The sequence below is a fragment of the Mesorhizobium sp. WSM4850 genome (assembly GCF_055811735.1).
In genome coordinates this window covers 61,239-74,079 of record NZ_JBVVPV010000023.1, presented here as the reverse complement: position 1 = coordinate 74,079, position 12,841 = coordinate 61,239, and the positions used below count along the sequence as shown (strand labels likewise).

The 12,841-nt window shown below is 63.9% G+C and carries 13 protein-coding genes; 4 read left to right on the top strand and 9 right to left on the bottom strand.

Features of this window, described 5'->3' with window-relative positions:
• Window positions 1-20: 20 nt before the first annotated feature.
• The gene (ubiB, locus tag AC0L2Z_RS21120) at window positions 21-1,595 is read right to left on the bottom strand and encodes a 2-polyprenylphenol 6-hydroxylase (RefSeq protein WP_287123322.1); all 1,575 of its coding nucleotides are present in this window, start codon (window positions 1,593-1,595) and stop codon (window positions 21-23) included.
• A 70-nt stretch (window positions 1,596-1,665) separates the two neighbouring features.
• The gene (ubiE, locus tag AC0L2Z_RS21115) at window positions 1,666-2,442 is read right to left on the bottom strand and encodes a bifunctional demethylmenaquinone methyltransferase/2-methoxy-6-polyprenyl-1,4-benzoquinol methylase UbiE (RefSeq protein WP_473629204.1); all 777 of its coding nucleotides are present in this window, start codon (window positions 2,440-2,442) and stop codon (window positions 1,666-1,668) included.
• Between the two features lie 148 nt (window positions 2,443-2,590).
• Between ubiE and AC0L2Z_RS21110 the strand changes: the two genes are divergently transcribed.
• From AC0L2Z_RS21110 to AC0L2Z_RS21100, 3 genes are all read left to right on the top strand, one after another.
• Entirely contained in the window at window positions 2,591-3,565 is a 975-nt protein-coding gene (locus AC0L2Z_RS21110) for an adenosine deaminase (protein WP_473629203.1), read from the top strand.
• Window positions 3,566-3,765: 200 nt separating this feature from the next.
• Window positions 3,766-4,395 carry a uracil phosphoribosyltransferase gene (gene upp / locus AC0L2Z_RS21105; RefSeq protein WP_029348092.1) on the top strand — a complete coding sequence of 210 codons (630 nt, stop codon included), beginning with the start codon at window positions 3,766-3,768 and terminating at the stop codon, window positions 4,393-4,395.
• Window positions 4,396-4,505: 110 nt separating this feature from the next.
• Entirely contained in the window at window positions 4,506-5,057 is a 552-nt protein-coding gene (locus AC0L2Z_RS21100) for a TIGR02281 family clan AA aspartic protease (protein WP_473629202.1), read from the top strand.
• Between the two features lie 60 nt (window positions 5,058-5,117).
• On the opposite strand, the gene deoA is transcribed toward AC0L2Z_RS21100, so the two are convergent.
• The 6 genes from deoA to AC0L2Z_RS21070 form a co-directional block, all read right to left on the bottom strand.
• On the bottom strand, window positions 5,118-6,437 hold the full coding sequence (gene deoA, locus AC0L2Z_RS21095; protein ID WP_473629201.1) for a thymidine phosphorylase: 1,320 nt from the start codon (window positions 6,435-6,437) through the stop codon (window positions 5,118-5,120).
• On the bottom strand, window positions 6,437-7,255 hold the full coding sequence (locus AC0L2Z_RS21090; RefSeq protein WP_128173525.1) for a purine-nucleoside phosphorylase: 819 nt from the start codon (window positions 7,253-7,255) through the stop codon (window positions 6,437-6,439). Before AC0L2Z_RS21090 ends, deoA begins: the two co-directional genes overlap by 1 nt.
• 31 nt (window positions 7,256-7,286) lie before the next feature.
• Window positions 7,287-7,679 carry a cytidine deaminase gene (gene cdd, locus AC0L2Z_RS21085; protein WP_128173524.1) on the bottom strand — a complete coding sequence of 131 codons (393 nt, stop codon included), beginning with the start codon at window positions 7,677-7,679 and terminating at the stop codon, window positions 7,287-7,289.
• A gap of 78 nt (window positions 7,680-7,757) precedes the next feature.
• The gene (locus AC0L2Z_RS21080) at window positions 7,758-8,729 is read right to left on the bottom strand and encodes an ABC transporter permease (protein WP_023797500.1); all 972 of its coding nucleotides are present in this window, start codon (window positions 8,727-8,729) and stop codon (window positions 7,758-7,760) included.
• A gap of 1 nt (window position 8,730) precedes the next feature.
• The gene (locus AC0L2Z_RS21075) at window positions 8,731-9,870 is read right to left on the bottom strand and encodes an ABC transporter permease (RefSeq protein ID WP_287064698.1); all 1,140 of its coding nucleotides are present in this window, start codon (window positions 9,868-9,870) and stop codon (window positions 8,731-8,733) included.
• Window positions 9,867-11,399, bottom strand: coding sequence for an ABC transporter ATP-binding protein (locus AC0L2Z_RS21070; RefSeq protein WP_473629200.1), 1,533 nt, complete (start codon window positions 11,397-11,399; stop codon window positions 9,867-9,869). The genes AC0L2Z_RS21075 and AC0L2Z_RS21070 overlap by 4 nt, the downstream gene beginning before the upstream one ends.
• Window positions 11,400-11,562: 163 nt before the next feature.
• Between AC0L2Z_RS21070 and AC0L2Z_RS21065 the strand changes: the two genes are divergently transcribed.
• Complete coding sequence (locus AC0L2Z_RS21065; protein WP_473629199.1) at window positions 11,563-11,772, top strand: SlyX family protein; 210 nt, start codon at window positions 11,563-11,565, stop codon at window positions 11,770-11,772.
• 67 nt (window positions 11,773-11,839) lie between these two features.
• Here the strand turns inward: AC0L2Z_RS21065 and AC0L2Z_RS21060 are convergent, their stop codons facing one another.
• On the bottom strand, window positions 11,840-12,829 hold the full coding sequence (locus AC0L2Z_RS21060; protein ID WP_128169914.1) for a BMP family lipoprotein: 990 nt from the start codon (window positions 12,827-12,829) through the stop codon (window positions 11,840-11,842).
• Between the last annotated feature and the right edge of the window lie 12 nt (window positions 12,830-12,841).

Genomic DNA, 12,841 nt, shown 5'->3' with positions numbered 1-12,841 from the left:
CAGCACTGCTGTCATTGCAGTCAGAGCAGCTTCGAGGCGATAAAGACCAGCGTCAGCGCGATCACCCACAGCGCCAGCCTGCCTGAGCGGGTGTGGCGCGCCTCGGCCTTGCCGATGGCGTGCGCCGTCCTTTCATCGAAACGCAGCCCGTGTTCGGCCATCAGATCGATCTCGCGCGACAGCCGCTCGGTGCGGGCGGCGAGGTCCGGCGCCTGGCGGGCCAGCGCCAGCAACGCGCTGGCGCCGTCGCGTGCGTCGGCCAGCAGGGCACGCGGGCCGAGATTGCCTGATATCCAGCCTCCGACCACCGGTTCTGACGTCTTCCACATGTTGAATGCCGGGTCGAGCGTGCGGGCAACGCCCTCGACCACCACCATGGTCTTTTGCAGCAGCACCAGTTCGGACCGCGTCGCCATGTCGAAGAGGTCGGTGACTTCGAACAGAAGCGCCAAGAGCTTGGCCATCGAGATGGTTTCGGCCGGCTGGCCGTGGATCGGCTCGCCGATGGCGCGGATCGCCTGGGCGAATGCCGCGACGTTATGCTGGCGCGGCACGTAGCCGGCCTCGAAATGCACTTCGGCGACGCGCAGATAGTCGCGGGTGATGAAGCCGTAGAGGATTTCGGCGAGGAACCGGCGCTCCTTCTTGCCGAGCCGACCGGCAATGCCGAGATCGACTGCGACGATGGTGCCATCGGGCTCGACGAACAGGTTTCCCGGATGCATGTCGGCGTGGAAGAAACCGTCGCGCAGCGTATGGCGCAGGAACGACTGGACCAGATTGGCAGCGATCGCCTTCAGATCGTGGCCGGCGGCAGTGAGGCCGGCAATGTCGTTCATCTTGATGCCGTCGACCCATTCCATGGTCAGCACGTCGCGGCCGGTGCGTTCCCAATCGACCGTCGGCACGCGAAAGCCGGGATCGTCCCTGGTGTTTTCGCCGAGCTCCGAAAGCGCTGCCGCCTCAAGCCTCAGATCCATCTCGATCTTGGTGGTCTGCGCCAGCGTCTGGGTCACCTCGACCGGCCGCAACCGGCGCGACGACGGGATGTATTTTTCCTGGAGACGGGCGGCGAGGAAATAGCTTTCGAGATCGCGGAAGAAACGGCGCCGCACGCCCGGCCGGATCACCTTCACCGCCACCCGCGAACCGACGCCGTTCTGCAAGGTTTCGGCGGTATGGACCTGAGCGATCGAGGCCGCGGCGACCGCCTCGCCGAAACTGGCGTAGAGCTCGCCGACCTTGCGCCCGAGCGAGGCCTCTATCGCCGTAATGGCCTCGGCCTGCGGAAATGTCTGCATCTTGTCCTGCAGCATGGCGAGATCGAGCGCTATGTCGTTGCCGACGACATCGGGCCGTGTCGCCAGGAACTGGCCGAGCTTGACATAGGATGGGCCGAGCCGGACGACGGCCTTGGCCAGCCGATCGCCACGTTCATAGGCAAGCGCGCGGCGGCGGGTGAACAGCCGTGCCACCCGCCATCCGAATTTCGGCAGGCCGAACAGCTCATCGCCCGGCAACGCCGCGACGACGCCTTCGCGGACCAGCACCCAGCCGGCCCGTACGAGCCTGAAACCAGCGCCGACATTGCTCATGACTGCGCTTGTCCTGCCGGTTTTCTAGACCGGCGAAGGGCAGGTCGCGTATAAAAAATACGGGCCAGCCTCAAAGCTTCCAGCCCGAATGAAGCGCAGCTATGCCGCCGGCATAATTGCGAAAAGACACGCGCTCAAAACCGGCGCGGGAAATCATCGCGGCAAAATTCTGCTGATTGGGAAATTTGCGGATCGATTCGACCAGATAGGAATAGGGTTCGTTTTCGCCGGTCACCGCCTTGCCGATCCTGGGGATGGCGTTGAACGACCACGCCTCGTAGACCCTGTCGAGCAGCGGCATGTCGACCTCGGAAAATTCGAGGCAGAGAAAGCGCCCACCGGGTTTCAGCACGCGAAAGGCTTCGGCAAGCGCCACATCGATGCGCGGCACGTTGCGAATTCCGAAAGCGATCGTGTAGGCGTCGAAACTGGCCTCAGCGAAAGGCAGCTCCTCGGCATTGGCCTCGACGAAACCGGTATTTGCCGTCAGCCCCTTTTTCTCGGCCCGGTCGCGGCCAACGGCGAGCATCGAGCCGTTGATGTCGAGAACCGTGGCATGGGCGTTCCTGCCGCTCGCCTCGACGATGCGGAAGGCGATGTCGCCGGTGCCGCCGGCAACGTCGAGAACGCTCCAGCCCGGTCGTTTCGGTGGATTGAGCCATGTGACCATGGCGTCCTTCCACAGCCGATGCAGGCCGCCCGACATCAGGTCGTTCATCAGATCGTAGCGGTTCGCCACCTTGTGGAAAACGTCGTTGACCAGGGACTGCTTCTCGCCTGCCCCTACGCGCTTGAAACCATAGGAGGTTTCCATGCCGCCAACGTCCGTGGTTCTCTCAACCGACATTATTTTTGATCCGCCATAAAACCGGCGGGACCATAGCCGATCGATGGTGCCGACGCTATTGTTTAAGGCGCGGTGTTCGGCCGCGCTTCCCGGTCGTGGAATCATGCTTATGGCTCCATGTCCTGGACTGACCTGACGGGATGATTGCATGCCTTTGAAAGCGGAACTGCACTGCCATATCGAAGGGGCAGCGGCGCCCGAACTCGTCATCCGCCAGGCGCAGAAATACGGCAAGGACACCTCGCCCTACATTCAGGACGGCTCTTTCGTCTGGCACGATTTCAGCTCCTTCCTCGCCGCCTATGACTTCTCCTCCGACCTGTTCCGCACCGAAGAGGACTATGCGCGGCTGGCCGATCATTATCTGACCAGCCTCGCCCGCGACGGCGCCATCTATTCCGAGATCTTCACCTCGCCGGACCACGCCGGGAAGGCCGGGCTGTCGCCCAGGGCCTATACGGACGCGCTCGGCGAAGGCATGGCGCGCGCCAAGGCCAAGACCGGCATCGAGGGCCGCATGATCGTCACCGGCGTGCGCAATGCCGGCGTCGAATCGATCGAGCAGGCGGCGCGCTTCGCCGTCCGCTGCGGGCATCCGCTGGTCACCGGCTTCGGCGTCGCCGGCGACGAGCGGATGGGCGATCTGGAGGACTATGTCAGGGCCTTCGAAATCGCCCGCGAGGCCGGCCTTGGCATCACCGTCCATGCCGGCGAACTGATGGGCTGGGAGAGCGTCAAGGCCGCGCTCGATCACATCCGCCCCGCTCGCATCGGCCATGGCGTGCGCGCCATCGAAAACCCCGACCTTGTCCGTCGCATCGCCGATGAAGGCGTCGTGCTCGAATGCTGTCCGAGCTCCAACATCGCGCTAAGGGTGTTCGACAGTTTCGCCGATCACCCTTTTCCGGCCCTGTTGGCGGCAGGCTGCAAGGTGACGCTTAACTCCGACGATCCGCCCTATTTCCGGACGTCGCTGAAGCGCGAATACGACATTGCCGCCGAGCATTTTTCGATGAACGACAAGGCGCTCGCCGCCGTCACCAGAACCGCCATCGACGCCGCCTTCGTCGACAGGAAGACCAAGGCAATGCTGCTAGGCCGGCTCGACGTCAAGGGCAGGTGAATGGTGAATGGTGAATGGTGAATGGTGAATGGTGAATGGTGAATGGTGAATGGTGAATGGTGCGCCCGGCGCTTCGGTCCGTCAACCGTGAGTTTTTCCGCTGAACCAAGGACTGTCGGAACCAAGACTCGCAAACCTATTCACTATTCACTATTCACTATTCACTACTCACTTTTCACCTGCGCAGCTAGGAGACCACCATGCAGGGCGTCACCGTCGTCGACCACCCGCTTGTCCAGCACAAGCTGACCATCATGCGCAAGAAGGAAACTTCGACGGCCGGCTTCCGGCGGCTGCTGCGCGAGATCTCGCTGCTGCTCGGCTACGAGGTCACCCGCAACCTCGAACTGACGACGACGACGATCGAAACGCCAATCGAGACGATGGAAGCGCCGACGCTGGAGGGCAAGAAGCTGGTTTTCGCCTCGGTGCTGCGCGCCGGCAACGGCTTGCTCGAAGGCTTGCTCGACCTGGTGCCAGCGGCGCGCGTCGCCCATATCGGTCTCTACCGCGACCACGAAACGCTGGAAGCGGTCGAATATTTCTTCAAGGCGCCGAGCGATCTCGCCGACCGGCTGGTGATCGTCGTCGATCCGATGCTGGCGACCGCCAATTCGGCGATCGCGGCGATCGACAAGTTGAAGGGGCGCGGCGCCACCAACATCCGCTTCCTCTGCTTGCTGGCGGCGCCAGAAGGCCTCGAGCGCTTCATCAAGGCGCATCCCGATGTCCCGGTCTTCACCGCTTCCATCGACCGCCAGCTCAACGAGAAGGGCTACATCATGCCAGGCCTCGGCGATGCTGGCGACCGCATGTACGGGACCAAATGACCGTGGCGCCGCTCGTTTACCGATCGTTTACGCAAACGACCGCTTTCCGCATCTGTTAAAGCGGCAAACACCATGCCGCGATAAGCATGGGTCTTCACGAAGGCCGGTCCATGCTGCGCAATCTTCTCATCCTTGGCGTGCTCGCCGTAGCATCGGCGTCGTTCCCGATGCTCTACCAGTCGAATCCGCAGATGTTCGAAGGCCTGCTGAAATCGGCGGTCGGCGCCAACCCAGCGGTCGAAACGGACCTGAACCTGGCCACGGTTCCCGACAGGCCGGCGCAGCCGCTCGGCCGCAAGGTCGTGATCCCGGCGGATTCGCGCGGGCATTTCACGTCGGCGTTCAAGCTCAACGGTCGAACGGTCGACGGCATGATCGACACCGGCGCAACGCTGGTCGCCATCAACAGTTCGACGGCGCGCAGGATCGGCGTTTCGCTGAACGCGTCGGATTTCAAGCACCAGGTCAACACCGCCAACGGCGCGATCAAGGCTGCGCTGGTGACCGTCGATCGGCTGCAGATCGGCAAGATCACGCTCGACGGCGTCCAGGCGGTCGTGCTCGACGACAAGGCGCTGCGCACCAATTTGATCGGCCTGAGCTTTCTCCAGAGGTTGGAAAAATACCAGGTCGAGAACGGCGCGCTGCTTCTCGTCCAGTGAACCATGATCCCGAAAAGTGGAAACCGGTTTTCGGAAAGATCATGGTCCAATAAAAAAACTTCAACCGCGCGGCAGGATGCGCCGGATGACGGTTTTTTCCGCGGGCGGCTTCGAAGCGCCGATCGTATAGGCCGAAAGCACGGCGGCGGCGGCCGCCTCGGCATCTCCGGCATTGCGGGCATGGACCAGCGCCAGCGCCTCGCCGGCCCGCACCTCCGCGCCGACAGGCAGCAGCCGGGTGATGCCGACCGCATGGTCGATCCTGTCGTCCGGCCGGATGCGCCCGCCGCCCAGCCCGACGACGGCAAGCCCGATGTCGCGGGTGGAGATACCGGTGACGAAGCCGTTTTCGGTCGCCTTGACCGCAAACTCCATCGCCGCCCTCGGCAGGTGTTTTTCCGGGTTCTCGACGAAGTCGGCCGGACCGCCGAGCGCCGCCACCATGCGCGCGAAGACGGCGGCGGCACCGCCGCCGGCAAGCGTCTCGGCGGCGCGCCGCATGCCGTCCTGGTTGGACGAGACCAGCCCGGCCGACTGCAGCATGTCTGCGGCCAGTGCCAGCGTCACATCCTCCAGGCGCCGGTCTCGGAAGCGGCCGGTGAGGAAATCGACGGCATTGCGCACCTCGACCGCGTTGCCGGCTGCCGACGCCAGCGGCTCGTTCATGCCGGTGACCAGCGCCGAGGTCTTCAGGCCGGCGCCGTTGGCGACTTCGACCAGGCTGTTCGCCAGTGTCGTTGCGTCGCGCGACTTTTCCATGAAGGCGCCGTTGCCGACCTTTACGTCGAGCACCAGCGACTGCAGGCCGGCGGCCAGTTTCTTCGACAGGATCGAGGCGGTGATCAGCGGCACCGATTCGACGGTTCCCGTCACGTCGCGGATCGCATAGAGCCGGCGGTCGGCGGGCGCGAGATCGGCGGTCTGGCCGATGATGGCGCAGCCGGCTTCGAGCACTGCCTTGCGGAATCCCGCGACATCCGGCTGGCTGGTATAGCCCGGGATGGCGTCCATCTTGTCCAGAGTGCCGCCGGTATGGCCGAGGCCGCGGCCGGAAATCATCGGCACATAAGCGCCGCAGGCAGCGACGATCGGCGCCACCAACAGCGAGACATTGTCGCCGACGCCGCCTGTCGAATGCTTGTCGGTGACCGGGCCTGGCAGGTCCGACCAATCGAGCACGCCGCCGGAATCGCGCATCGCCAGGGTCAGCGCCACCGCCTCGTCGCGGCTCATGCCGTTGAAGAACACCGCCATGGCGAAGGCCCCGACCTGCCCGTCCGAGACGGTGCCGGCGGTGACGCCTTCGATGAAGCTGGCGATCTCCTGCGTCGACAGCTTGTGGCCGTCGCGCTTGCTGCGGATGATTTCCTGGGGAAGCATCAGGCCGGGACCTTACGCTCCGGCAACCCATCCTGGAACACACGCTGGAGGATCGTCGCCAGCCGCGCGCCGCCAATCGGCGCCATGTCCTTGGTCTCCTGGTGCGAAAGCTCCGCCCCTGTCATCCCTGCGGCGAGATTGGTGATGACCGAGCAGGCGGCGACGCGCAGGCCGAGAAAACGGGCGAGAATGACCTCCGGCACGGTCGACATGCCGACGGCATTGGCGCCCATGACGCGCGCCATGCGGATCTCGGCGGGCGTCTCGAAGCACGGCCCCGAAAACCACATATAGACGCCCTTGTGCAGCGCGGTGTCCGTCGCCTTCGCGGCCGTCTCGATCGCTGAGCGAAGACCGGCATCATAAGCTTCGGTCAGGCCGACGAAGCGGCGGTCGCTCGGCTCGCCGATCAGCGGATTGGAACCCGAGAAATTGATGTGATCGGTGATCAGCATCACCGAGCCCGGCCCCATGCCCGGATCGACCGAGCCGGCGGCATTGGTGAGGATCAGTTGCGAGATGCCGAGGCCGGCAAGCACTTCAAGCGCCGGCCGCATCGCCGCCGCGTTGCCGTGTTCGTAGTAGTGAGCGCGGCCGGACAGCATCAGCACAGGCGTGCCGGCAAAATGTCCCGCCACCACCTCGCCGGCATGGCCGGTGACGCCGCTTCTGGGAAAGCCCGGCAATTCGCCATAGGAAATGCGGACAGGATCCTCGACCTGGTCGACAAGCCCGCCAAGGCCCGAACCCAGCACCAGCGCGGTGGCGGGCGCCAGCCCGTCCAGCCTTTCGACCAGACGATCAAGCGCTTCCTTCATGTCAACCAGCTCTTCATTTCAACCAAGCTCTTCATTTCAACATTTCGCCCTGAAAGCCGTAGGGCAGCATCTCGCCCATGGTCACAGTTTCGACCACGCCGGCATTGTCGCAAAGATAGAGTTTGGTTTCCGGCCGGCAGAATTCGGCCAGCCGCTGCCGGCAGCCGCCGCAGGGCGAGCATTTAGCCATGCGCTCTGCGATGACAGCGATCTCCGTTATCCTGCCGCCGCCGGCCATGATGAAGTGGCCGAGCGCGGTGGTTTCGGCGCACCAACCTTCCGGATAGGACGCGACCTCGACGTTGGCGCCGGTAAAGACGCGGCCGTCCTCGGTGCGCAGTGCCGCCCCGACCGGGAATTTCGAATAGGGCGCATAGGCCTTGGCCATGGCGGCCTTGGCCGCTTCGAACAGATCATGCGACATTGTTTTTCCATTGCATGATCTTGTCCGAAAACCGGCTTCTACATTTCGCTGACGCTGACCTGCGGTTCGAAATCACGCTTAGCGTTCCTTGACATAGGGCACGCCGCCGGCGCGCGGCGGAATTGCCTTGCCGATGAAGCCGGCGAGCAGGATGACGGTGAGGATATAGGGCAGCGCCTGCATGAGCTGCACCGGCACCTTGCCGATCAGCGGCAGCGGCGTGCCCTGCAGGCGGATCGACAGCGCGTCGAGGAAGCCGAACAACAGGCAGGCGAACATGGCGTTGACCGGCTTCCACTTGGCGAAGATCAGCGCGGCCAGGGCGATGTAGCCCTTGCCGGCAGTCATGTCCTTAACGAAGCCGCCATTCTGCACCATCGACAGATAGGCGCCGGCAATACCGGTGAGCACGCCGGTGCAGATCAACGCCCGGTAGCGCAGCCAGGCGACCGAGATGCCGGCGGTGTCGACCGCGGCCGGGTTCTCGCCGACCGCGCGCATGCGCAAGCCGAAACGGGTGCGGAACAGCACCCACCAGGTGAACGGCACGGCGAGGAACGCGACATAGACCAGCACGGAATGGCCGGAGATCAGTTCCGAATATATCGGTCCGAGGATCGGCACGCCCCTGAGCGCGTCCGCGCCGGGCCAGACGATCGCCCCGAACCGCTCATCCGATGCCAGAGCCGGCGTACGTCCACCTTGCTGGAACCAGGCCTGGCCGAGCATGATCGTCGATCCGGCGGCGATGAAATTGATCGCCACGCCGGAGACGATCTGGTTGCCGCGATGGGTGATCGAGGCAAAGCCGTGGACCAGCGCAAAAGCGACCGAGATGAGGATGGCCATGCCGAGGCCGATATAGGCGGAATGGAAGACGGAGGCGGAGGCAGCACCGGCGAAGGCGCCGACCAGCATCTTGCCCTCGAGCCCGATGTCAAAAATGCCGGCCCGCTCCGAATAGAGACCGGCGAGGCATGCGAGCAGCAACGGCACCGACAGGCGGATAGTCGAGTCCAGAACCTGGATGATGGCGTTGAACAGATCCATCTCAGGCACCCTTCCCCTTGATCGCTTCGATGCCGACAGATCTCGGGCTGAGCGAGGCGAACAGCGCCTGGACATAGGGCCGGAACATATGCTCGAGCGCGCCGGCGAACAGGATGACCAGGCCCTGGATGATGACGATCATGTCGCGGCTGATCGCCGGCATTTCGAAGGCGAGCTCGGCGCCGCCCTGGTAGAGCATGCCGAACAATATTGCGGCGAGCACGATGCCGACCGGGTGCAGGCGCCCCATCAGCGCTACTGCGATGCCGACGAAACCGGCGCCCGAAACGAATTCGAGCGCGACATTGTGCTGGTCGCCCATCGTTGGGTTGAGCGCCATCATGCCGGCCAGCGCGCCCGAAATCATCATGGCGACGATGATGATGCGGGTTTCCGAAATGCCGGCATAGCGCGCCGCTTTCGCGCTGTGGCCGTAGGTGCGCATCTCGTAACCGAGCCTGGTGCGCCAGATCAGCATCCAGACCAGAAACGCCATGGCCAGCGCCAGCAGGAAGCTGATGTTGAACGGCGCCGAGCGGATCTTGGCGCCGAACAATTCGATGACCCAGTTGAGCTTCGGCAGTTGCGCGCCGTCGAGGAAGGTGCGTGTCTGCGGCGCCATCGAATTGGCCGGCTTCAAGAATCCGACCAGCGCGTAGACCATGACGCTGGCGGCAATGAAATTGAACATGATGGTGGTGATGACGATGTGCGAGCCGCGCCTGGCCTGCAGATAGGCCGGGATCAGCGCCCACAGCGCCCCCATCGCCGCAGCGGCAATGATCGCCAGCGGAAAGGTGAGCCACCATGGCAGCACGCTGTCGAAGGCCAGGCAGACGATGCCGATGCCGAGACCGGCGATATAGCCCTGGCCCTCGCCACCGATGTTGAACAGGCCGCAATGCGCGGCAACCGCCACCGACAGCCCGCTGAAGATGAAGGTGGTGGCGTAGAACAGCGTGAACGCAATGCCTTGCCCACGGCCGAAGGCGCCCTCGATCAGGACGGCGGCAGCGCGGAACGGATTTTCGCCCACCAGAAGCACGACGAGGCCGGCGACGACGAAGGCAACGGCGAGATTGATCACCGGGATCAGCCCGTAATCCGCCCAGGCCGGCAGCTTGGCGTAAGGCGTGCTCATTCCGCCGCCTCCCGGTGCTCGACGCCGGCCATCAGCAGTCCAAGCTCGCCTTCGCTGGCCTCGGGGCCGCGCTCGCCGACGATGCGGCCGGCAAACATCACCAGGATGCGGTCGGAGAGCGAACGGATCTCGTCGAGCTCGACCGACACCACCAGCACCGCCTTGCCCTGATCGCGCATGGCGATGAGCCGCTTGTGGATGAATTCGATGGCGCCGACATCGACGCCGCGCGTCGGCTGGCCGACGATCAGCACGCCCGGGTCCTGTTCCATTTCCCGCGCCAGCACGATCTTCTGCTGGTTGCCGCCGGAGAAATTCGCGGTCTTGAGACGGCAGTCCGCCGGGCGGATGTCGTATTTGGCGATCTTGTCCCTCGCGTCGTCGCGGATCGCGTCGATGTCGAGGAACGGTCCCTTCAGGTATCGCGGATCGTCGTGATAGCCGAGTATCGAATTCTCGTTCTCCTCGAAGGCCAGCACCAGCCCGACATGATGACGGTCTTCCGGGACATGGGCGAGGCCGCGGTCGCGCAGTTCGCCGGGATCGGCGGCCCCGGTCAGATCGATCGGCTTGCCGTCGAGCATGACGGAGCCCGAGACGGCGCGCCTGATGCCGGAAATCGCCTCGAGCATTTCGGATTGCCCGTTGCCGGCGACGCCGGCGATGCCAACGATCTCGCCGGCGCGCACATCGAAGGAGACGTCGTCGACCATGGTGACGCCACGCGAATCCTTCACCGTCAGGTTCCTCACCGCGAGCTTGACCCCGCCGGCTTCAGCCTCGCCCTTCTCGACCCTGAGCAGCACGCGGCGCCCGACCATCAGCTCGGCCAGTTCCCCGACCGTGGTCTTCGTGGTTTCCCGTGTCGCCACCATCGTGCCCTGGCGCATGACCGAGACCGTATCGGTGATCGCCATGATCTCGCGCAGCTTATGGGTGATCAGCACGATCGTTTTACCCTGCTCCTTCAACTGCCTGAGGATGCGGAACAGATGGTCGGCTTCTGCGGGCGTCAGCACGCCCGTCGGCTCGTCGAGAATCAGGATCTCGGCGCCGCGATACAGCGCCTTGAGGATTTCGACACGCTGCTGCAGTCCGACCGGCAACTCCTCGATGATCGCATCGGGATCGACCTCCAGCCCATATTCGCGCTCGAGCCGTTCCAGCTCGGACCGCGCCTTGGCGATGCTCTTCTTCAGCAGCGCATCGCTTTCAGCGCCGAGAATGACGTTTTCCAGCACCGTGAAATTGTCGACCAGCATGAAATGCTGATGCACCATGCCGATGCCGAGCGCGATGGCGTCGTTGGGCGATTTGATCGACGCCGGCTGGCCGCCGACGTGGATCTCGCCGCTGTCGGCCTGGTAGAACCCATAAAGGATCGACATCAGCGTCGACTTGCCGGCGCCGTTCTCGCCGACAATGCCGTGGATGGTGCCGCGCGCGATCTCCAGATTGATGTCGCGATTGGCGCGCACGGCGCCAAAACTCTTGTTGATGCCGATCAGCTCGATTGCGGCTTGCGCCATGCAGCCTTTCCCATCGTATTTTTATCGCTTGGTCAAAACGCCTAGCATGACGCCCCGCCCGTGCCAATTGCCGGAGCAGCGTTCACTCTCGACAAATCCCCGCGCGCTTGTCAATTTCGAACGTGGCCGCAGCCTGCACAATCGCCTGGATCGAGGATTTCAAATGACCATGCCCGACGACCGGCTGACGACGCTGGAAATCCGCGCCGCCGAGCAGGAGAAGACCATCGAGGAACTGTCCGGCCAGATCGCCGAGCAGTGGAAGGTGATCGAGCGAATGCAGCGCAAGCTCGATGCGCTGGCCGACCGCTTCCTGGCGCTGGAGGATCAGGCCGGGCCCGACGTGCCGGTGACCAAGCCGCCGCACTGGTGAGCTTGCGGATAAGAAAAAGCCGCCGGGTTTTCACCCGGCGGCGTCGAGCAGATCGGCAATCTCGCGGTCAATAGGGGCAGGCATTGTCCGACATGTAATCGTGCACCTTGATGGTACCGGCGATGATATCGGCCTTGGCCTTTTCGACCGCGGCCTTCATCGCGTCGTCGACAAGTGCCTTGTTGTTGTCATCCATGGCATAGTCGACGCCGCCTTCCTTGAGGCCGAGATCGTTGATGCCGCCGGTGAACTTGTCGTTCTTGGCGTCCATGAACGTGTTGTAGACGGCAACATCGACGCGCTTGACCATCGAGGTCAGCACCTTGCCGGGCTGCAGGCCGTTCTGGTTGGAATCGACGCCGATGCCGAGCTTGCCGCCGTCGGCTGCTGCCTGCAGCACGCCGACACCGGTGCCGCCTGCCGCTGCGTAGATCACGTCGGCGCCCTGGTCGATCTGCGTCTTGGCGATCTCGCCGCCCTTGGCCGGATCGTTCCAGGCTGCCGGCGTGTCGCCGGTCATGTTCTGGATGACATCGGTCGCGCCGGCCGCCTTGGCGCCACCGACATAACCGCAGCCGAATCGGCGGATCAGCGGAATGTCCATGCCGCCGATGAAGCCGACCTTTTTGGTCTTCGAGGCCATCGCCGCCATCACGCCGACGAGATAGGAGCCTTCCTGCTCCTTGTAGACGACGGAGCGGACGTTGGGCTTGTCGACGACCATGTCGATGATGGCGAATTTGGTCTCGGGAAACTCGACGGCGATCTTCTCCAGCGCATCTGCCCAGGAGAAGCCCGCCATGGCGATCGGATTGCGGCCATCCTCGGCGAAACGGCGCAGCGCCTGCTCGCGCTGGGTCGCGTTCGAGACCTCGAATTCCACATAGGCGATGCCGGTTTCGGCCTTGAACTTTTCGGCGCCGTTGTAGGACGCTTCGTTGAACGACTTGTCGAACTTGCCGCCGAGATCGTAGAGAAGTGCTGGCTGGATGTCCGCGGCGAAGGCCGGAAGAACCATCGCAGTTGCGGCCAGGAGGCCGAGAACGATACGTTTCATGTGATCCACACC